The sequence below is a fragment of the Nitrobacter sp. JJSN genome, from assembly GCF_051912485.1.
Classification (GTDB): domain Bacteria; phylum Pseudomonadota; class Alphaproteobacteria; order Rhizobiales; family Xanthobacteraceae; genus Nitrobacter.
Genome location: NZ_CP196822.1, coordinates 429056 through 446811 on the forward strand (window position 1 = coordinate 429056; position 17756 = coordinate 446811).

The window sequence follows — 17756 nt, forward strand, 5'->3', positions numbered from 1 at the left end:
CATGATGCGGATCATGGCGAGGCGGACGATTTGCGATAGGGACAACCAGCGCTTTCTGCTGGGCCCGCAAGTTTGAGGCGCTCGGCCATCAAGTGAAGGTCATCAGCCCGCAATATGTGAAGCCGTTCGTGCGGCGCCAGAAGAACGACGGCAACTTCTAACTCGGCAACAATGCGCGCGGATACGTCCGCGTAGAGATCGCGTTTCATACTGGCCTTGCCTATGACTGGGACTGCGCGGCCGGGATTGGCGGCGTGCATATGCCGCGTCGGGCAAGGTCTCTCAATTTGGTCAGGCTGATGGGTGCAAAATCTATCCCCGGGGTACCCTGGACAGGCCGGGTGCCTCGCCTGCGCGAAGAGGGGAGCGAAAATTATCTATGAGGCTAAAACCCCTATTAACTTTTTACTAAACATTTGAAATTCGAGCGGGTCGATAGTCGCCTTCAAACCGAACCGACATAGCCGCAGCAATCCATGTGAAAGCCTGCGGTTCCTATTCGACCAGCTCAATCGCTCAATAGCTTCGTAAGCGGTACCGATAGTGCGTCGGCAACCCGTCCGAACCGAATGGTGCGTGGAACGGCGGGGCCAAATTCAGGTAAAACGTGGGCGGTGCACACAAAAAACCCGCCACCGGGTTCAGCGTCGGCAGCGGGTTTTTGTACGCAATACTGGCCTTCTCAGGCTGAAACTAGGTTCCCATAGTCTGGTGAACGTAGGGTAAAGAAGCCGGGGCCCGTCCGGGGCCGGATAATGCGCGGGGTGGGGCGGGTTCCATAAGCGGAACGCAGTTGCGAGCGTTTGCTTTGTACTCCGAATTGCTCCGCGTGAGTCACTCCGGCGGTGTCTGTGACTGCTTTCTGAGCGGCAGCACCATTTCCGCAATCGTCAGGATCGTCTCTAAGTCGCGCTGCATGACAGCCATGTCACCGCTTTGTAAGGCGACGCGCGCTAACGTTCGGATGTCAACCAAGGCTTCCTTGGGCTCTAATGGGGGTTCTCCGGTCGGCTTGGTGTCGCTCATTGAAAAACCTCCGTGCCGCAGCGGTCTGCTGTCAATCGAACGCGACGCCAATCCGTTTTTTCTTGCGCCACACAATGTAACCGTGGCGACGCAGTTGCCGAGTCGGGACGCTTAGCGTGATCTCGTGCGGAATGCCGACCGGGCTTGCGACTTCGAGGGCCGCGCCGGCGGCAGTTATGTTACGCACGGTGCAATCAATCCCGGCGCCGCCGAACTCGATCGTTCCGGCTTTGAAGATGCGTAGTCGCGGCTCTGAACGGCGATCATCCATCCGGATGCATGTACCGCGAACTTCCTTGAACTTGATGAAAATGCACGTCAAAACCGCACAGTCGTCGGAAATGAATCGCTAACCATGTTCCGGCCGGGCGGCGGGAGGTGAGGGTCGGATTTCGAGGATCGTCCCGCTAGGACGGCTTCGGCATCCGTTGGCTAAGAACTGCGGCTAGGCGTTCCTCAAAGTCTTTTCGCTGCTCGTCCAGAGGCCGCTCGAACGTGTTGTCTTTAGAGACTATGCCACGCGCTTCGTCGGCATCGATGCTATCCATATTGCAGTCCTTGAACGTGCATCCCGTGAACGCGATCTGCTCGGTCTCGGCATCCATCAACAATGTGCATTTGACGAAGATACACTCGTCGTATCGACGAAAGTTTATTTGGCTGCGGAAATCAAAAGTCTCAGCGTGAAAGACTTCATTCCACACCACTCGCTCTTCATTGATTTCGGACATCTATGCCATTTTGTCTTTCGCCGGCTCGGTCGCGGTGCTGGCCCAACCTTGGCCAGTGGGCATTATCGTGGTTCGGTTGACGGCTTGATCTGAATTAAGCGAATCACATCAAAGAGCAAAACTATCAATTGAGCACGACCGTATACCGACAGGGCCATATTGAAGCGCGGCCGTCCACTGTGCGCGAAGCCGAACGCCGCTATGATCACGGCGGCAAGCGCGGTCAGGGCATTGATAAAAATGGCCTTGCCAATTGAGTCCGGCCCTCTCTTGGTGACGAGCCAAATCAGGCGCGATCCCAAGAAAACTGCCACCAGAGCCTGGATCAAAAGCATAGATGATTCCCCGAGGATTTCATCAGGTGAGCATGTCCGTGCGCTTCAACCACTGATGTGGCTACCACCCGCGACTATCGTAGGATAGCTCACTTCCCTCTTGTGAGCCCGATCTCCACAAGGCGGCGGATGGGCCTGGGCTCGCGTCATGTTGCGCTGGCGGGCGCCGATTGCCGGGTATAAGTTAGATGTCAACGTTTGAAGCCGTTTCCACGAGGATGTTTCCGATGCTTAAGACCAATCTTCTCGTCGGCGCGAGCCTGTTGTTCGCGTTTTCCGCTTCCGCCGCTCCGCTGCATCCGACGCGAGCGGTGACAGAAACCGTACCGCTGGTGCGCGCACATATGGTGTGTGACGACTACGGCAACTGCTATCGCACGCATCCTCGGCGCTACGTCGAACGCCGATACTACTACGATGACGATGCCGGCTACGAACCTCGCTACTATCGTCCCCGCTATTACGCCCCGCGCGTCGGCGTCTACAGCGGCTATGGATATTATGGTCCGTCATTCGGATTCAGCGTCGGCACGTGGTAATTGCATAACCATTCCTGTCGGCGGGTCCAAGGGCGTCCCGCTGGCCTATGTCCATTGCCGCGACGACCTGCAAGGCGTAGCGTAAGCCAGTGAGCTGCGCGCCGGATCCAGTGCGTCCGGAAAAAGCGTCCGCGAGGCGGCTCGGGATAAATCTGGCCGTCAGTGTCCCAGCAGGTGCAATGCGTGCGGCGCAAACATTCCGATCGCTGTGACCCCGACCCCAGCGACCGCCAGCAGCCCCGATATCCACGCCAGCACAATCATGCCGGTGATGATGGCAGCCGACGCCAGCACGATCGCGATCTGGAACGCGGCCGACGCCAGCTCGAAGTGATGATATTTCGCCATCGCGAGATCCCGCGCGTCCTCGGCGTGTTTGGCGCTCTCAGCGAGTTGATCCTGTCCCTCGCCGGTACTCGGCTCGGAACGATAGCGCGCCGCGGTCTCCTGCCACTCGTCGATCTGCTTTTGCAGCGCAGCCCTGGTCGCCTCGTCCTTCGCCAGCATGAGGCTGAGCTTGGCTTGATCGGCCTGGATTTGGACCGTGGTGCGACGGATGCTCTTGGCCTGGAAAAAGGCCCAGAGATTGGAAGACTCCACGTTCTTGCTGATCGATTCGGTCTGGGCGCCCTTGCCCAGCGTCTCGGACAGCGCGAGGCAGAGCGCGATGACGGCGATCAGGAGCGCGATCTTCTTGTTCTCTCCCGACGCATGATGCGTTTGCTCGGCTTGTTCCATGCTTTCGTGCGCGCTCATGGTCCTCTCCCGCGGCGGTTTGACGGCCCACGATTGACCGGCGGCTTTTCCCGTGCAAGTGGCCAACCGGTATCGGAAGCGAGTTTCCTGTAGCGCTGAATCCGGGATGTCACGCGCGGGGTGCGTGAGGAGCCTACCTTTCGCGAATTACAACAGCTTGTCGGCAAGATTCGCGCGGACAATAAAATCGCGCGTCATTTCCGCGCCCTCAGCCCGATCTCTACGAGGCGGCGGATAGCCTTAGCCGATGAAGCCGCGATGGGGCTTTGGAATTAGGCTTGATGCGAGCGGTTCGTGGTTAAGGACGACGCCGGGCGGTGAAGAGCCAACGAGCAGCCGCCAAGATGACGGATCGTCGCATGGTTTCTCCGGTGATCTTTCGGATATGCTCAGAGGGCCGGGAGGCGTCCGGCAAGGGACTGCCGGTCTGCCCCCTTCTTTACGGATCGGCAGTCCCTACGGGAACTGCCGCCCTTAGGCGCGCCAAAGCTTCCGCCAGACGCCGCTCGAAATCTGCCGTTCGCTCTGCAATCGGTCGTTCGAAGGTGTTGTCGCGAACAATCAATGCTCGTGCTTCATCTGGCGCGAGGCGATCGATGTTGCAGTCCTTGAAGGTGCAGCCGGTGAAGGCAAGTTGCTCGGTGTCAGCATCGATGAGGATGCCCGCAGCAACACCGTATGCGCTGGGTGGAACCGGTCAGGCAGTTATTCAGGTCAAAGGCGGCCATGGGCACGGGCATGGGCATGGGCATGGGCATGGGTGGGGCCATCACGGCGGTCGCGGCCACCACTACGGTTGGCACCGCGGCCACCACCTATGGCTGGCGGCATCATCGCCATTGGTGGTGACTTTCACGTCAAGCCCAAAAAGCGAAAGGCCGCCTCAGTTGGCGGCCTTTTCATTTCGCGAACGTCGCCCTTTTGGCGCCTTTGAGACATGCCGAAGGACACTAACGAGGCCTGTTCATAGGTAAGCGCTCAACCGCTGCCCCATTGATGTGGGCTTGACGTTTTGCGGAATCTCCAGGGCATGAGGTCTTCGATTTTGCTTTGAGGATGGCCGGCGATGATTGCCTCGAGTGTTTCGGCGATGTAGGCGACGGGGTTGACGTCGTTGAGCTTGCAGGTGGCTACGATCGACGCCAGCAAAGCCCAATTCTCGGCTCCAACTTCATGACCAGCAAATAGCGCATTTTTTCTGGTCAGGCACACCGGCCGGATGGCGTTTTCGACCGGATTGGTGTCGAGCTCGAGACGTCCGTCTTCGAGGAAGCGGGTCAGCCCCGGCCAATGATTGAGCGCGTAGCGGATGTCCTGGGCGAGTGTCGAGCTGCTGGAGATCATCGACAGCTGTTTCTCGAACCACGGCTTCAAAGCAGCAACGACAGGCCGCGAATGCTCCTTGCGCGCGGCCAGTCGGATGTCCGGCGATGAGCCGCGCACCGTGGCTTCGATGGCATAGAGAAGCGCAATCTGCCGGACCGCGTCTTCGGCGATCGGCGATCTGCTGTTGCGCGCCAGCTTGACGAAGCGCCGACGCAGATGACTCCAGCAATGCACGAGCGTCCAGGGGCCTTGCGGTCGCGCAACGCCGGTCAGCCGATCATAGCCCTCGTATGCGTCGCATTGCAGGAAGCGCCCGTTAAAGCCGTCCAGAAACTGCCTGGCGAAAGCGCCGCTGCGTCCGGACGCATATCGGAACAGCACGATCGGCGGACTTGGGCCGCTGTGGCCGCGGTCGTCGGAGACAATAGCCCAGAAGAAGCCTTTCTTCGTCTGGCCGCGCCCGGGAGCAAGCACCGGCGCCGTGGTCTCGTCCATGAACAGGCGATCCGCCGCCGCCAGTTGGCGGCGCATCCGATCCCCAACAGCCTGGAGATGGAAGCAGGCGCGGCCGGACCAGTTCCCCAGCGTCGCCCGGTCGAGCCGGATCCCTTGTCGCGCGTAGATCCCGGCCTGCCGGTAAAACGGCGTATGATCGCCGAACTTGGCGACGATCACTTGCGCAATGGCCGCTTCGGTCGGCAGTCCGCCAGGCACGACATGCTCCGGCGCGTGCGCCTGAACGACCGCGCCCGAGCAGCGGCGGCAAGCATATTTTGGACGACGCGTGACCAGCACGCGCCATTGCGCCGGGATCACGTCGAGACGCTCGCTGACGTCTTCGCCGATCTTCGTCATCGCGCCGCAGCCGCAGGGACACAGCGTGCTCGCAGGCTCGATGATCCGCTCCACCCGCGGCAAATGCGCAGGCAGGCAGCCCCGATTGCGATGACGGGCTTGATCTGATGCGCCGCGCGATCGGCCCTGGATAATCGCTGCCGCGTTCTCCTGCGCCGCGTCCAGGACGCCTTGCGCGATCTCGACGTCTTCGAGCGGCAAATGATATTGATCAGGCCGCAGCTTCTCGGACTTCGCGCCGAACTTCTCGCGGCGAAGTTCTCCGAGGATAACCTCCAGCCGGCGCCGCGCCTCTTCCGACGTTGCCAGCGCCGCCTGATGCTCGCCCAACGTCGCTTGCGTTTGCGCCAAAAGCGCCTTCAGGCGTTCGTTCTCGTCGCGCAGCGCCGCGGTGTTCATGCGCTATTTCCAGCACATCGCCGCCGTTCTCGCCATGCGCAAAGAGCGTCCCGAGTCACTCTGCCGCAGTTATCCCGCCGCTTGCGGACGCCGTGCTTCCTCCGGACGGACCAGCCTCCAGTCCAAACCTTCAAACAAGGCCGCAAACATCGCCGGCGATACCCGCATCACGCCATCCGCAATCGTCGGCCACACGAACTTGCAGCCTTCGAGCCGCTTGTGCACCAACACCAGGCCCGTGCGATCCCAGACCAAAATCTTGATCCGATCCGCTCGCCTCGATCGGAACACGAACGCCGCGCCGCAGAACGGGTCGAGACCAAGCATCTCCTGCACCTTCGCCGCAAGCCCATCGTGACCACAGCGGAAGTCGACAGGCCGCGTCGCGATGTAAATCTTCAACTCCGCGCCAGCAGCGATCATCGTGACGTCCGCACCGCGCGGATCACCTGTGATAGTTGCTTCTCGCCGATCGCCGCGTCCGTCCGCACGACGATGTCACCGATCGCAATCTCAATCTTGACCATCGGAACGTGACGCTCGTCTAACGGCTCTTCCACAACCAGCGGTGCGAAGCTTGTCGTCGGAGAGTCGCACGACGGCAAGCCGCCTCTCTGTCGAAAGCGTCGGCGCCAGTCGTAAATCTGCCAGCGCGTCGCACCATGCTTGCGCGCCACCTCCGCTACCTGAGCGCCAGGCAATAAACTCTCGGCAACGATCCGAGCACGCTCAGATTCCGAACGTACGCGCCGCCCCGTCGGTCCCTCAAGCACTTCAAGCCGGCTGACTATTCCAGTCGATGAGCCGTCCAAATGGACGTCCTTTTTGCCGTCTAACACCATCCAAAACCTCCGTCACAACCGGAGGATTCTTCGCATGTTCGATGCTAACCCGATACAAGGGGATCAACTGAGCGCTTACGTTCATAGGGGAGGAACGGAAGTGACCGGGGGTACCAGTCAAACTGTCGCGATCGACCCGATGCGGAAATCTGTCCCCTTTAGGTGGTGTATCGATCAAGGGGAGTTCGTGGGGGCGGCCAAACGACACCATTGGAATCGCAAGCGCCATCAATGGCCTCTCCAGCGCCAATCGGGATTTCCTCGCCGTCGGCGGCATCGGCCTTCTGATCGGCGATGGCGCGCTCAACTACAGGCCGGAGAAAATTATCGAGGCGTATTACGCCTACAATCTCAACAAGTGGAGCACGTTAACCGTCGATTATCAGTTCGTCGCCAACCCGGCCTACAACGCGAATCGTGGGCCGGTCTCGATTTTCTCGGTGCGGGCACATGCGAAATTCTAATAGCATAAGCAGTTCAGTTGCGGCGCTGACACCGCGGACGTGGTGCGTCGATTTCGATCAACAAATCTGCTCGATCATTAGTCGACAGCCCCAGCTATGGCAATTTGTCGGCCGATCTCAACCACTTGGTCGCCCGGTAAATTGAAGAAGCCGCTTACGTGCGCTGCATATGGGGCGCGCCGAAAATTATATAATAATTTCAATAGTGTAAAAGTTCGCAGTTTTATCCTGAGTGGCGCGCCATTTGCGTGAAATCACGAAAATTCTGACGCCGTTGCGGATTTTCTGGTCCAGTTGCAGGGGAAGGTTCACGTCCCACGGAACCTGACACCAATCCGCTTTCCCCTTTGCCACACCACATGGCAGGGTTTGGTGCTTCCATCCGAGGGAATGACCAGGATAAACGCCAGGGGACACTGAATCGGGCTCACCACTTCGATAGCCGCCCCCGTTTCAGAGATGTTGCGGACAACGCATTCGATCGCGTTGCCGTTGAACTCTATTCTCCCGGCTTTCAGGACGCGGCGACGACGCGCTATGCGATTCTCCGCGGAAGCTTTTCTCCCGGTGAAGCCAAAAAGCAGGAGCGCCGATACGACGAGCAGGACGAGGCCAACACACACAATCGCAACCGCAATGACCTTGGTCGGGCTGTCCGGAATCATGGTGAGTGCAAATTCCCTGTTAAGTCATCCCAGACGTAGTCAAGCCGGGTGTACTGCTCTAAGTCCCTTCGTCGATCGGCGGATGGCTTCGTCGAGTTGAGGGGTTTTGCTGAAATCTGCTTCGGCGCTCAATTGGGTTGAATGACGACATCAGCGACCCGGCTATGTTGGAGAGAGATGACGATTGCGCCGTTGCGGTCAACCGTGAATCTCCCACCTTCCAATCGTGGAGCCTTGCCCACGATTGGAGCCGGCAGCGGCACCAACCCCACGTTGCGAAGGTCCCCGCCGACACCAATCGTCGCGGCCGCTTTTGACGGCGAGGCCTTGATGTAGCTCCGAACCAGCAAGACCTCGTCCTGCGTAAGATGGAACGCCGGGTGATCGTCTCGCTTCTCCGCAGATTCATCGCTTTGTGCCTGACGACTGGTGGCCGACCAGTGCTGTTCGGCACTCAGCAGCCTGGCTTCGAGTTGCCGTTCAAGGATTGCTGTGTGTCGCCTGGCCAAGGCCAGGTCCTCGCGTGTGGATGAAATATCGGCCCGGAGAGCTTTGATCTCGCCCCGCTCCCACAACGCCAAACCGCCCGCAGAGAAAGCGATCAGGGCAGTGAATATCGCCAAGGCTCCGCCAGCGATCCGCGCCAATCCGGGATTGAGCACGCGCGCGCCTATTTTCGAACCGAACATCAGCAGCGGCCTTCGTCGTGATGTAGGTGGCACTCCTACTTGCTTTCCAAAGTCCAAATCTGCGGCGTCTTTTTCGCACAGACTTCGGAGTGTGGAAAATTAGCTACTTGAGTCAAGTTAATGTCGGGTTACGCCGCGTCTGAAGGTTGAACAGGTCTCCTCCTCACATTTTATTAGTGGAGTTCGGGTATCGTGCGCGCGGTTGGGGGTAGTACTCGTGCGTGCTGGTTGGATAGTTGTGGCGTGTTCGGCGTTGGCGCTCGCGAGTTGCCAGACCGTCGAGAATGCGGCGCTGCCGGATGACCCGGTTACGACGGGGACAACTCCGACAGTTCGGGAGCCTGAAGACGCCAAGTACCACAGGTCCGATGAACCGCTTAAACTGGGTGTCGAGCATTTCAACCGCGGTCACTTCGGATTGGCCGAACGCTATTTTCAGGATGCGGTAGAGAAGACGCCCTCGGACGCAGCGGCATGGATTGGGCTTGCTGCCAGCTACGATCGCCTCGGCCGCTTTGACCTTGCCGATCGTGCCTATGCTTCCGCAATTCGATTGGCCGGCGAGACTCCTGAGATCCTCAACAATCTCGGCTACTCGTATATGCTGAGGGGAAAATTGGGAATCGCACGAAAGAAACTTCTCAAAGCCTCTGCGAGCGACCCTAGCAATCCAAGGATTGCCAATAATCTCCGCCTCCTCGACTCCAGCTATGATTTTGTCAAGCGTTCGGCCGGTCGCTGAGCGCCGGGTGAGCGTTCGAGTTGAACAGGCTCGGCAAACCGGCAAAGACTTTCCAGTTCGCCTTCAGCTAACCCGCTTGGACGTCGCAACTGTTCGGCGACGAGCCCGGGCCTTGTCTTGCCGCTACTTTCCGGATCCGCTCTGGATGTTGGTCGTCGACTGATACTCGGGAGAAATCGGCTTGGGTGCGTTGGGGAGTTTGCTGACGTCGCGATAACGCTCGATGGCACCGGACATCCGCTGGCCATTCGCGGGGATTCGTGTGTTGCCGACATATCGCGGCCACGGATCGATGATATGGGTCGCCGAATTGATCGCTTTCGCATCGCCGGCGCCGAGACTCACGCCATCCTTGCGCTGGAGATATTCCGCGAAGGGATCATCCCAGGGCGCCACAAGACAACAAATCACCAAGGCCTGTGCTGCGAAAGCTGTGGTGCGCCAACTCGCCTTCATCGTCATGATGGAATCACTTTCCCGCAACGGTGTTGATCGTGCCGCTGTTGATTTCAACAATGTGGCCGTACGGGCCGGCAATGTTGCCGCCGGAAACCAAATATTCGGTCAGCTTCTTTCTTTCGAGTTGTCCCATCAGGAAGACATCGGCATCGTTCCCCGGAAGAGTGGAGTCAAGTGGGGATGCCAGCTGCTGGCCGGGCGCGGCAGGCTTGACCAGATGCGGAGTGACGATGATAACGAGATCGGTTTCGTTCTGTGTGTAGCCGGTGCTCCTGAACAGCGCTCCAAGGACGGGTACGGAGCCGATCCATGGTAGTTGCGAGATATTGCCGCGGTTGCTGTTCTGCAGCAGGCCGGCGATGGCGAAGCTCTGACCGTCGCGTAGTTCGATCGTCGTCTTTGCCTGGCGCTTGGATAGCGCTGGAATTTGAAAACCGGAGACGCTCACGGCATTGGCGAAATCAAGCTCGCTGACTGATGGTGCCAAACGCAGGTTGATGACGCCGTTCGCCAGCACAGTGGGCATGAACGTCAACTCGACACCAAAGGTCTTGAATTCCACCGTGATGTTGGGAAAGCCCCCGGCGCTGTTCTGGACGACGGGAATCGGGAATTCGCCGCCGGCAAGAAAGCTCGCCGTGTCGCCCGACAACGCGACGAGATCAGGCTCCGCCAGACTGCGGATGAGCTGCTTCGACTCGAGCGCACTCAGCATGACATCGACGGTGGTGCCTTGATTGACGAGGTTTGCAATTGCGACGCCAAACGGGCCTGTCGATGAGCCAGCCAGCGATCCTATCGTTTGAAATAGCGGAATGCCGCTTCCGCCGGTCGCGGTTCCCGTTCCGGGCGCTTGGCCGACCGCCGGCGCCTGACCCCCGATGGTGGCGCCTCGGCCTTTGCTGCCCACGAACCAATTGACCCCCAGTTGTCGCCCTGCCTCACGCGTCACCTCGAGAAAACGGACCTTCAGCATCACCTGCTGTGTCGTTGCGATCTTCATCGCGTTGACGATCGGTGTCTCCGGCGACAGCCCTTTTGCGACAGAGACCGCTCGGTCGGCTGCGACCGCGTCGCGCACCTCGCCGCTGAGCACGACCTGACCGTTGACGCTCGAGACGCGAACGCCGCTGTCATTGGTGCTGGCGTCGATCTTGTCTCGAAGATTTTCGGTGTCGGGGGTCACTTCGATATCGATGACCCCGACGACCTTCATGCTGGAATTGAACATCGAAATATTGGTCGTGCCGATCTTCTTCGCTTGAACGTAAAGCGACCGGTCCGACATTGGCAGAATATCGGCGATCTCAGGCGCTCCGATCATCGCGGTGGCGAAGGGCTGATCGATTTGCAAGGTGCGCGACTTGAACAGCGTGATTGATACGTGGCGTGCTGACCTGACGCCGCTTTCAACCGAACGCACGCTTTGAGTCTCAGCAGCTTTCGTGCTCGAAACTACAAGCCCAGCCGCCAGGAGAAGGGCCGAAAGTGCAACGGCGTGACGTATTTGACCAAGGTGCATGACTTCGGGCGCCGGGTTGGATTTCATCGCAATCGTCAGCGATATGAGACAGCGCGAAAGGTAGCACTAAACCCTTACCGGTCGATAAAGGCGCGAAGTCAAACGATTCATCCTTTCTTAGGAGATCGGGCCCGCGGCCGGCGACGATGACTACTGGTGAGCTCGGGAGAGTGTTGCGGAATACAATCGGTGGAGCGTTCAATCCAAGCAATGCAATTAAGGGAGAGCTAACGGCATTAAAATGAAGCGCTGTCTGCTTCGTTGGGCGAAAGGTTATTCGTGCTATTCGGTGTCGCGGCTACACGAGGCCAGCGAACAGAGGAGCATGTTGCCACATGAGACGGCCGCGAGGAGGAAGCAGAGGGGCCGCACGTCTTTTTGTCCTGGCCCTGTCGATCATGGCGGGGGGCGTTGCTGCTTATCTGGCGGCGGGTAGCGACAAGGTCGTGCCTCAACTCGTGCAGGCGCCAACCGTGGAGGTCCTCGTCGCGAAGTCGGATATAGGTCTTGGCGAGACTCTCTCCGCGAACAAGGTTGAATGGCAAGCGTGGCCGCAGACAACGTCGGGCATGAATCTTGTTCGTCGCGCTGAACAGCCGGACGCTATGGCAAAACTGGCTGGTTCGATCGCGCGTATGCCATTCATTGCCGGTGAGCCGATTCGCAGTGCGAAGCTTGTCTCACCCAATGGCTCAGGCTTTATGGCTGCAATTCTTCCATCTGGCACGCGCGCTGTATCGATCTCCATCTCGCCAGAGACCGGCGCCGGTGGATTTATTCTGCCCAATGATCGCGTCGACGTTATTCTATCAAGGCAGGACAAGAATTCGGATGCTGTCATGTCAGACATCATCCTCAGCAATCTTCGGGTCCTGGCCATCGACCAGACACCCAACGGAAAAGACGGGCAGACCGCGGTGATCGGGAGGACAGCCACCTTGGAGGCGACCCCCGATCAGGCGGAATCATTGGCACGCTCCCACTTGATAGGCTCCTTGTCGCTCGCGTTGCGCAGCCTCGCGAACAGAGATGGCGGAGAAGCCGAAAAGTCTGGCAGAACGACAGTCGCCGTCTATCGCGGAGTTGGTTCTAAAACCACGTACACCTGCAAACCGGCGTGCCGCCTGGAATAAAGACAGGCCAAACTCCCGGTCAGGCGGTGGATTGACGACGTTAAGTGACGGTCGGGTTCACCACGATGCTTCCCTTGGAAATTCGCGCGCACATTGCCGGCGCCGAAATTTACGGCGGGAGTGCACCGGAGCAGGCGTGGCAAACAATGGTGAGCGATAGTACCAGCTGCCGAAGGCTGGCGGCTTCGTTCTTTGCAGAATGCCTATCCCTGTCGGAAACCTAATCCGGCTGGCAACTGAGGCCGAATCGCGCAATGCTTCGGCCTTATGAGAGAAGCTTGCAGCCTGGTCTGGTTGGCGCTGGTCGGATTGTTCCGGTCGCGGGCCTCGCTGGAAGCCGAGATACTGATCCTTCGTCATCAGCTTAACATCCAGCGACGTCAATCACCGAAGCGGCTGAATTTCAGCACTTTGGATCGGTGATATTTGCTGGGCTGTATCGTTTGGCGCCAAGTGTTCTGGGGCTCTGGCGATTTTGAAGCCTGAGACGGTGATCCGCTGGCATCGTGCCGGTTTCAGATCGTATTGGCGCTGGAAATCGAGGCATCGCGGCGGCCGGCCGACGGTGGCGCTGGAAATACGCGAGCTGATCCGCGAGATGAGTATCGCCAATCCACTGTGGGGAGCGCCACGAATTCATGGCGAGCTTCTCAAGCTCGGCATCGACATCGGACAGACCAGCGTGGCCAAGTATATGGCCAGGCGGAGAGGCCCGCCGCCCCAAGGTTGGAAGACGTTCCTCCGCAATCATGCCGACGGCATCGCGGCGATGGATCTGTTCGTCGTACCGACGATCTCATTTCGCTTGCTCTATGGCTTGTTAATCATGGGGCATGGTCGACGACAGGTTTTATGGTTTGGCGTGACCGCGCATCCGACCGCAGAATGGATCGCAAATCAGATCACGCAAGCGTGCGGCTGGAAGCGTATGCGTCCGGACGCAGCGGCGCTTTCGCCAGGCAGTTTCTGGACGGCTTTAACGGGCGCTTCCTGCAATGCGACGCATACGAGGGCTATGATCGGCTGACCGGCGTTGCGCGACCGCAAGGCCCCTGGACGCTCGTGCATTGCTGGAGTCATCTGCGTCGGCGCTTCGTCAAGCTGGCGCGCAACAGCAGATCGCCGATCGCCGAAGACGCGGTCCGGCAGATTGCGCTTCTCTATGCCATCGAAGCCACGGTGCGCGGCTCATCGCCGGACATCCGACTGGCCGCGCGCAAGGAGCATTCGCGGCCTGTCGTTGCTGCTTTGAAGCCGTGGTTCGAGAAACAGCTGTCGATGATCTCCAGCAGCTCGACACTCGCCCAGGACATCCGCTACGCGCTCAATCATTGGCCGGGGCTGACCCGCTTCCTCGAAGACGGACGTCTCGAGCTCGACACCAATCCGGTCGAAAACGCCATCCGGCCGGTGTGCCTGACCAGAAAAAATGCGCTATTTGCTGGTCATGAAGTTGGAGCCGAGAATTGGGCTTTGCTGGCGTCGATCGTAGCCACCTGCAAGCTCAACGACGTCAACCCGAACTCCACCGAGCGGTGGAATGATGTCCCTCTCGGGACGATGGATGAGGTGAGTTCGTCGCCCTGCTTGGACCTGTCGTTCGTCTGACGGCAAGGCCTCCATAGAGATTGTTCCCCCTCGTCCTCGAATCCCATACTGGAAGGGCCTTGGTGCCGATTCCGAAGAGAAGCACGAGCCCGTGAGCGACATCGACGCTGTCGTGGTGGATAGTCTGAAAGCGCTTGACCTTGAGCGGCCGATTAGAGAAGCAGGGCGTATTCTTCGCCTTCCAATCCTGGGCGGGCTGCATCACCAATATATTCGGATTTGATTTGCGACAGGTAGGACACGGTGCTGGTGCGCTTGTCCTTCATTTCGGCGATGGTGAGGGTCACACCTTCGCCGACGATGCCTTCAAGCAAGGTCTGTCCCGGCCCGACCATATCGGGGGTAAGAACCAGCTTTGAGTTTGCGTTGAAATTGGCTTGCAGCTTTTCTTCGGGCAGGTCGATCCGATAGCCAACCACGCGCGGGAAGATCATCTCCAGCGCCGCGCGGTCGCGTACTGCCGCCACGCGCGTCATCTTCTTGGGCGGCTTGACCGGCGCGACCTGGGGCTTCGCCGTGAAGTCGAACGGGATACCCATGATGTCGGCATATTCGACGTTGAATAGCTCTTCGGCGTTCAGATCGTAGGAATAGCGGCGCAGGCCGCGCCCGACGACTTGCTCGCACAAAAGCTGCGTACCGAAGGCGCGAACGCCGAGGATATCGCCCAAAAAAGTCCCTTTCCGGTCAAGAGTCATTTGGCTCCCACATTTTCCATAAGGCATTGATTTCGCTGGATTGTTACGCGTCATCCGAGCGCACCAGCAGCGCAGGCAGCGGCCCTTCGATCCCGGCATCCACAAAACGACTGCAGCGCAATGCGACCGCGGGCATAGACCTTTGTTGTTTCGAAAATCTGCAACGGGTCGGACGAAGCAGTCCTTGTGGGCGCTTCTTGTTTAATGAATGCCGACGAACCGACCCAGGTTTTCGCGAAAACTTGCACTCGCATCCGAACGAATTGCCAAGGCGGGCGGCTTATTTTTCGCAATCCGAGGGAGTTCTCGGTCGGTCCTCGTCATGGGCGCGAGCCCGACAACGGTTGTTGGCATTGGCATGTCACTCGACATCCTGACTCTTTATCTGGTCGCGGCACTTGTCGGCGTGATGCTTGGGTGCATGCTGTTATTTTTCGGACGGCAGCAGAAAATTCCCACGCTTAACTGGTGGGGCGCGGCCTATATCCTCGGCGCCATGTCGATCGGAGTCTGGACGGTCGCGGGCCCGCTGCTGGGCGAAACCGTGGCGCTGGCGCTCAATGCGGTCGGCTTCGTGGCCTGCGGCATGGTGTGGAGCGCAGCGCGCGTGTTCCACGGCCGCAAGCCGAATTGGCTGGTGTTGCCGCTCGGCGCGGCAGTCTGGCTGATCGTCATCATGTGTCCGCCTGACGAGTCGTCCACCATGCGACTGACAATCGGCGCGGGCATCGTCGCGGCCTACGCGGTTCTGACCGCCAACGAACTGTGGTCCGAGCAACGCAAGGCCATGCAGAAGCGCTGGCCGGCGCTGCTGGTGCCCATCCTGCACGGTTTTGTGCTGATACTGCCGATACTGCTGGGCCACATGCTGCGCGCCGACGGCAACAGCTTCCGCGGCGCAAACTGGGTTTCGATATTCGCTTTCGAACTAGTGCTCTATGCGGTCGGAACTGTTTTCGTCGTCTTCATGCTGGTGTCGGATCGCACTGTGAAGGCCCACAAGGCCGCAGCTTCAATCGATCCGCTGACTGGCATGTTAAATCGCCGGGGCTTCGCCGAGGCGACCGCACGCGTCATCGAACGTGAGGCCAATGCCGGGCGCCTGGTGACGGCGCTCATTTTCGACATCGATCACTTCAAGTCGATCAACGACCGCTTCGGTCACGCGGCGGGCGACGAAATTCTCAAGCTGTTCGCGATCGTCGTCACCGATACGCTGCGGACCACCGATCTGTCCGGGCGGATCGGCGGCGAGGAATTTGCTGCCTTGCTGCCTTGCTCGATTGAAGAGGCGGCTTGTGCGGCGGAGCGCGTGCGGGAGGCATTTGCCGCGAGCGGCATTACGCTCAAGGACGCACCGGTCGAGACGACCGTGAGTGTCGGTGTGGCAAGCGGCCCGCCGGGCACTGAGCTTGAGGTGCTGCTCGCTGCCGCCGATACGGCGCTTTATCAGGCCAAACGCAGCGGGCGCAACCGCGTTGAGGTCGCGGAGGAGAAGCCGCTGTCGCTCGAACGAGGGTGGCGAAGGCCCGCCCTATCTGCGCAATGATCTGAAGGCTGCGCGTACCTCATCTGAAAACAGCTTCGGCTCCTCCCAGGCGGCGAAATGTCCGCCACGTTCGACCTCGCTGAAGTAGGCGAGGCCGGGGTACATAATCTCGACCCAACTTCGGGGCGCAGCAAAGATTTCGCCGGGGAACGTCGTAAATCCCACGGGAACCGCGACCGCAGGAGGAGACTTGCCGGCCGCGTGGGCTGCGGCCTGTCCGGCCTCCCAGTACCACCGTGCGGCCGAGGCCCCAGTGCCCGTCAGCCAGTACAGCGTGATGTTGTCGAGGATGCTGTCCCGGGTGAGATTGCCCGCGGGCTTACCCTCCACGAACGCTCGGGAAATCTTGTAGTAGCTGTCCGTGTCATGGTCGAGCATCCAGCTCGCGAGCCCGAGGGGTGAATCCAGCAGGGAGTAGCCGATCGTCTGTGGCCGCGTCGACTGCTCCAGGAAGTAGCCAAAGCCACTCGCCCTAAACGTCGCGGCCGCCTTCTGCGCCGCGCGTTCCTTCTCGGATTCTGCGGGCAGCTTATCGGACATTGCCGCCACTCCCGCGAGCAAGTTGACGTGGATGCCGAGAAGTCCCTTGAGTGCCTGGCGCCCCATCGCATCCGTTACCGCCGCCCCTACGTCGCCACCCTGGGCGACGTAGCGCGTGTAGCCGAGGCGATCCATCAGCACCGCCCACGCACGCGCGATGCGCGCGGTGTCCCAGCCGAGTTCGCTCGGCTCACCCGAGAAGCCGTAGCCAGGCAAGGACGGCAGCACCAGGTGGAATGCATCGTCGGGAGTGCCACCATACTTGGTCGGGTCAGTCAGGGGACCGACGGTATCGAGGAGCTCGATGACCGAGCCAGGCCAGCCGTGCGTCATGATCAGCGGCAGCGCGTTCTCATGCCGGGACTTGACGTGGATGAAATGGATCTTCACCCCGTCGATCACGGTCGTGAACTGTGGCAGCGCGTTCAGCCGTGCCTCGCACGTGCGCCAGTCGTACTCAGTCGACCAGTAGCGGGCGAGCGCCCGCAGCGTCGCCAGCTGCACACCCTGCGACCGATCCTCAACGAGCTCTTTGGTGGGCCAGCGCGTGGCCGCGAGGCGCCGGCGGAGATTAGCGAGGTCTTCACCCCGGACATTGACGCGGAACGGAAGAATTGCGTCGGCTTTGATCGTACCAAGCGGGGACCCTCCTTGCTTCGATTGCGCGCGTGCGGCGACGAAATGTATTGGAAGCAAGCTGACGGCACCAGCTGCGGCTGACCCTGCGAGAAGGCTGCGCCGGGTGGGTGAAGAGGAGATTGCGGTCATGGTCGGCCTCCTTGTTTACAAGCCCGCTCCTAGACTAGTGAACTGCGACGCGTCGACCAGCTTCGAACTGTAAAAATGACTGCAGCTGTGCCTGGGCCAAGCGTACGAGC

General features: G+C 59.7%; 20 protein-coding genes and 3 pseudogenes. 9 read left to right on the plus strand and 14 right to left on the minus strand.

The window, feature by feature from the left end; translation table 11 throughout:
* Window positions 1-41: 41 nt before the first annotated feature.
* Window positions 42-155: pseudogene (locus ACSZOQ_RS02090) on the plus strand (IS110 family transposase); the annotation flags it as partial.
* A gap of 679 nt (window positions 156-834) precedes the next feature.
* Here the strand turns inward: ACSZOQ_RS02090 and ACSZOQ_RS02095 are convergent.
* From ACSZOQ_RS02095 to ACSZOQ_RS02110, 4 genes are all read right to left on the minus strand, one after another.
* Window positions 835-1026: a hypothetical protein gene (locus tag ACSZOQ_RS02095; RefSeq protein WP_439924448.1), complete on the minus strand. Its 192-nt coding sequence runs from the start codon at window positions 1024-1026 to the stop codon at window positions 835-837.
* Between the two features lie 31 nt (window positions 1027-1057).
* A complete protein-coding gene (locus ACSZOQ_RS02100) occupies window positions 1058-1297 on the minus strand; it encodes a PilZ domain-containing protein (RefSeq protein WP_439925919.1) in 240 nt (79 codons plus the stop codon).
* 136 nt (window positions 1298-1433) lie between these two features.
* Complete coding sequence (locus ACSZOQ_RS02105) at window positions 1434-1757, minus strand: hypothetical protein (RefSeq protein ID WP_439924449.1); 324 nt, start codon at window positions 1755-1757, stop codon at window positions 1434-1436.
* 62 nt (window positions 1758-1819) lie between these two features.
* Window positions 1820-2092, minus strand: a complete 273-nt coding sequence (locus tag ACSZOQ_RS02110; protein WP_439924450.1) for a hypothetical protein — start codon at window positions 2090-2092, stop codon at window positions 1820-1822.
* A 227-nt stretch (window positions 2093-2319) separates the two neighbouring features.
* On the opposite strand from ACSZOQ_RS02110, the gene ACSZOQ_RS02115 reads away from it, so the two are divergent.
* Window positions 2320-2631, plus strand: a complete 312-nt coding sequence (locus ACSZOQ_RS02115) for a hypothetical protein (RefSeq protein WP_439924451.1) — start codon at window positions 2320-2322, stop codon at window positions 2629-2631.
* 159 nt (window positions 2632-2790) lie between these two features.
* On the opposite strand, the gene ACSZOQ_RS02120 is transcribed toward ACSZOQ_RS02115, so the two are convergent.
* Window positions 2791-3387, minus strand: coding sequence for a DUF4337 domain-containing protein (locus tag ACSZOQ_RS02120; protein WP_439924452.1), 597 nt, complete (start codon window positions 3385-3387; stop codon window positions 2791-2793).
* Between the two features lie 726 nt (window positions 3388-4113).
* Between ACSZOQ_RS02120 and ACSZOQ_RS02125 the strand changes: the two genes are divergently transcribed.
* Window positions 4114-4236 carry a hypothetical protein gene (locus ACSZOQ_RS02125; protein ID WP_439924453.1) on the plus strand — a complete coding sequence of 41 codons (123 nt, stop codon included), beginning with the start codon at window positions 4114-4116 and terminating at the stop codon, window positions 4234-4236.
* Between the two features lie 129 nt (window positions 4237-4365).
* Here the strand turns inward: ACSZOQ_RS02125 and tnpC (ACSZOQ_RS02130) are convergent, their stop codons facing one another.
* The 3 genes from tnpC (ACSZOQ_RS02130) to ACSZOQ_RS02140 all read right to left on the minus strand — a co-directional run bounded on the left by tnpC (ACSZOQ_RS02130) (window position 4366) and on the right by ACSZOQ_RS02140 (window position 6809).
* On the minus strand, window positions 4366-5967 hold the full coding sequence (gene tnpC / locus ACSZOQ_RS02130) for an IS66 family transposase (RefSeq protein WP_439922718.1): 1602 nt from the start codon (window positions 5965-5967) through the stop codon (window positions 4366-4368).
* 69 nt (window positions 5968-6036) lie between these two features.
* Window positions 6037-6390 carry an IS66 family insertion sequence element accessory protein TnpB gene (tnpB, locus tag ACSZOQ_RS02135; RefSeq protein ID WP_439923186.1) on the minus strand — a complete coding sequence of 118 codons (354 nt, stop codon included), beginning with the start codon at window positions 6388-6390 and terminating at the stop codon, window positions 6037-6039.
* Window positions 6387-6809: a transposase gene (locus tag ACSZOQ_RS02140; protein WP_439923187.1), complete on the minus strand. Its 423-nt coding sequence runs from the start codon at window positions 6807-6809 to the stop codon at window positions 6387-6389. Before ACSZOQ_RS02140 ends, tnpB begins: the two co-directional genes overlap by 4 nt.
* Before the next feature lie 164 nt (window positions 6810-6973).
* On the opposite strand from ACSZOQ_RS02140, the pseudogene ACSZOQ_RS02145 reads away from it, so the two are divergent.
* Window positions 6974-7273, plus strand: a pseudogene (locus ACSZOQ_RS02145) (carbohydrate porin); the annotation flags it as partial.
* A gap of 308 nt (window positions 7274-7581) precedes the next feature.
* On the opposite strand, the gene ACSZOQ_RS02150 reads toward ACSZOQ_RS02145, so the two are convergent.
* Together ACSZOQ_RS02150 and ACSZOQ_RS02155 are read right to left on the minus strand one after the other, a co-directional pair.
* On the minus strand, window positions 7582-7938 hold the full coding sequence (locus ACSZOQ_RS02150) for a PilZ domain-containing protein (RefSeq protein WP_439924454.1): 357 nt from the start codon (window positions 7936-7938) through the stop codon (window positions 7582-7584).
* 128 nt (window positions 7939-8066) lie between these two features.
* Entirely contained in the window at window positions 8067-8627 is a 561-nt protein-coding gene (locus ACSZOQ_RS02155; protein ID WP_439924455.1) for a hypothetical protein, read from the minus strand.
* A gap of 253 nt (window positions 8628-8880) precedes the next feature.
* On the opposite strand from ACSZOQ_RS02155, the gene ACSZOQ_RS02160 reads away from it, so the two are divergent.
* Complete coding sequence (locus ACSZOQ_RS02160; protein WP_439924456.1) at window positions 8881-9369, plus strand: tetratricopeptide repeat protein; 489 nt, start codon at window positions 8881-8883, stop codon at window positions 9367-9369.
* A 123-nt stretch (window positions 9370-9492) separates the two neighbouring features.
* On the opposite strand, the gene ACSZOQ_RS02165 is transcribed toward ACSZOQ_RS02160, so the two are convergent.
* Window positions 9493-9831, minus strand: a complete 339-nt coding sequence (locus ACSZOQ_RS02165; protein WP_439924457.1) for a hypothetical protein — start codon at window positions 9829-9831, stop codon at window positions 9493-9495.
* A gap of 7 nt (window positions 9832-9838) precedes the next feature.
* The gene (locus ACSZOQ_RS02170; protein WP_439924458.1) at window positions 9839-11251 is read right to left on the minus strand and encodes a type II and III secretion system protein family protein; all 1413 of its coding nucleotides are present in this window, start codon (window positions 11249-11251) and stop codon (window positions 9839-9841) included.
* Window positions 11252-11748: 497 nt separating this feature from the next.
* On the opposite strand from ACSZOQ_RS02170, the gene cpaB reads away from it, so the two are divergent.
* The 3 genes from cpaB (at window position 11749) to tnpC (ACSZOQ_RS02185) (ending at window position 14091) form a co-directional block, all read left to right on the plus strand.
* Entirely contained in the window at window positions 11749-12483 is a 735-nt protein-coding gene (gene cpaB, locus ACSZOQ_RS02175) for a Flp pilus assembly protein CpaB (RefSeq protein WP_439924459.1), read from the plus strand.
* 475 nt (window positions 12484-12958) lie between these two features.
* Window positions 12959-13510: a hypothetical protein gene (locus ACSZOQ_RS02180; RefSeq protein WP_439924460.1), complete on the plus strand. Its 552-nt coding sequence runs from the start codon at window positions 12959-12961 to the stop codon at window positions 13508-13510.
* Entirely contained in the window at window positions 13396-14091 is a 696-nt protein-coding gene (tnpC, locus tag ACSZOQ_RS02185; RefSeq protein WP_439925920.1) for an IS66 family transposase, read from the plus strand. The genes ACSZOQ_RS02180 and tnpC (ACSZOQ_RS02185) overlap by 115 nt, the downstream gene beginning before the upstream one ends.
* A 233-nt stretch (window positions 14092-14324) precedes the next feature.
* On the opposite strand, the pseudogene ACSZOQ_RS02190 reads toward tnpC (ACSZOQ_RS02185), so the two are convergent.
* Window positions 14325-14753: pseudogene (locus tag ACSZOQ_RS02190) on the minus strand (BPTD_3080 family restriction endonuclease); the annotation flags it as partial.
* Window positions 14754-15147: 394 nt separating this feature from the next.
* On the opposite strand from ACSZOQ_RS02190, the gene ACSZOQ_RS02195 reads away from it, so the two are divergent.
* A complete protein-coding gene (locus ACSZOQ_RS02195) occupies window positions 15148-16338 on the plus strand; it encodes a diguanylate cyclase (protein ID WP_439924461.1) in 1191 nt (396 codons plus the stop codon).
* Here the strand turns inward: ACSZOQ_RS02195 and ACSZOQ_RS02200 are convergent.
* Window positions 16324-17646 (minus strand): epoxide hydrolase family protein, encoded by a 1323-nt coding sequence (locus ACSZOQ_RS02200; protein WP_439924462.1) that lies wholly within the window; start codon window positions 17644-17646, stop codon window positions 16324-16326. The genes ACSZOQ_RS02195 and ACSZOQ_RS02200 overlap by 15 nt on opposite strands.
* Between the last annotated feature and the right edge of the window lie 110 nt (window positions 17647-17756).

Bases quoted from the DNA above. Each gene is read 5' to 3' on its own strand.
- ACSZOQ_RS02095 (WP_439924448.1), bottom strand. From the start codon at position 1,026: ATGAGCGACACCAAGCCGACCGGAGAACCCCCATTAGAGCCCAAGGAA.
- ACSZOQ_RS02100 (WP_439925919.1), bottom strand. From the start codon at position 1,297: ATGGATGATCGCCGTTCAGAGCCGCGACTACGCATCTTCAAAGCCGGA.
- ACSZOQ_RS02105 (WP_439924449.1), bottom strand. From the start codon at position 1,757: ATGTCCGAAATCAATGAAGAGCGAGTGGTGTGGAATGAAGTCTTTCAC.
- ACSZOQ_RS02110 (WP_439924450.1), bottom strand. From the start codon at position 2,092: ATGCTTTTGATCCAGGCTCTGGTGGCAGTTTTCTTGGGATCGCGCCTG.
- ACSZOQ_RS02115 (WP_439924451.1), top strand. From the start codon at position 2,320: ATGCTTAAGACCAATCTTCTCGTCGGCGCGAGCCTGTTGTTCGCGTTT.
- ACSZOQ_RS02120 (WP_439924452.1), bottom strand. From the start codon at position 3,387: ATGAGCGCGCACGAAAGCATGGAACAAGCCGAGCAAACGCATCATGCG.
- ACSZOQ_RS02125 (WP_439924453.1), top strand. From the start codon at position 4,114: ATGGGCACGGGCATGGGCATGGGCATGGGCATGGGTGGGGCCATCACG.
- tnpC (WP_439922718.1), bottom strand. From the start codon at position 5,967: ATGAACACCGCGGCGCTGCGCGACGAGAACGAACGCCTGAAGGCGCTT.
- tnpB (WP_439923186.1), bottom strand. From the start codon at position 6,390: ATGATCGCTGCTGGCGCGGAGTTGAAGATTTACATCGCGACGCGGCCT.
- ACSZOQ_RS02140 (WP_439923187.1), bottom strand. From the start codon at position 6,809: ATGGTGTTAGACGGCAAAAAGGACGTCCATTTGGACGGCTCATCGACT.
- ACSZOQ_RS02150 (WP_439924454.1), bottom strand. From the start codon at position 7,938: ATGATTCCGGACAGCCCGACCAAGGTCATTGCGGTTGCGATTGTGTGT.
- ACSZOQ_RS02155 (WP_439924455.1), bottom strand. From the start codon at position 8,627: ATGTTCGGTTCGAAAATAGGCGCGCGCGTGCTCAATCCCGGATTGGCG.
- ACSZOQ_RS02165 (WP_439924457.1), bottom strand. From the start codon at position 9,831: ATGACGATGAAGGCGAGTTGGCGCACCACAGCTTTCGCAGCACAGGCC.
- cpaB (WP_439924459.1), top strand. From the start codon at position 11,749: ATGGCGGGGGGCGTTGCTGCTTATCTGGCGGCGGGTAGCGACAAGGTC.
- ACSZOQ_RS02195 (WP_439924461.1), top strand. From the start codon at position 15,148: ATGTCACTCGACATCCTGACTCTTTATCTGGTCGCGGCACTTGTCGGC.
- ACSZOQ_RS02200 (WP_439924462.1), bottom strand. From the start codon at position 17,646: ATGACCGCAATCTCCTCTTCACCCACCCGGCGCAGCCTTCTCGCAGGG.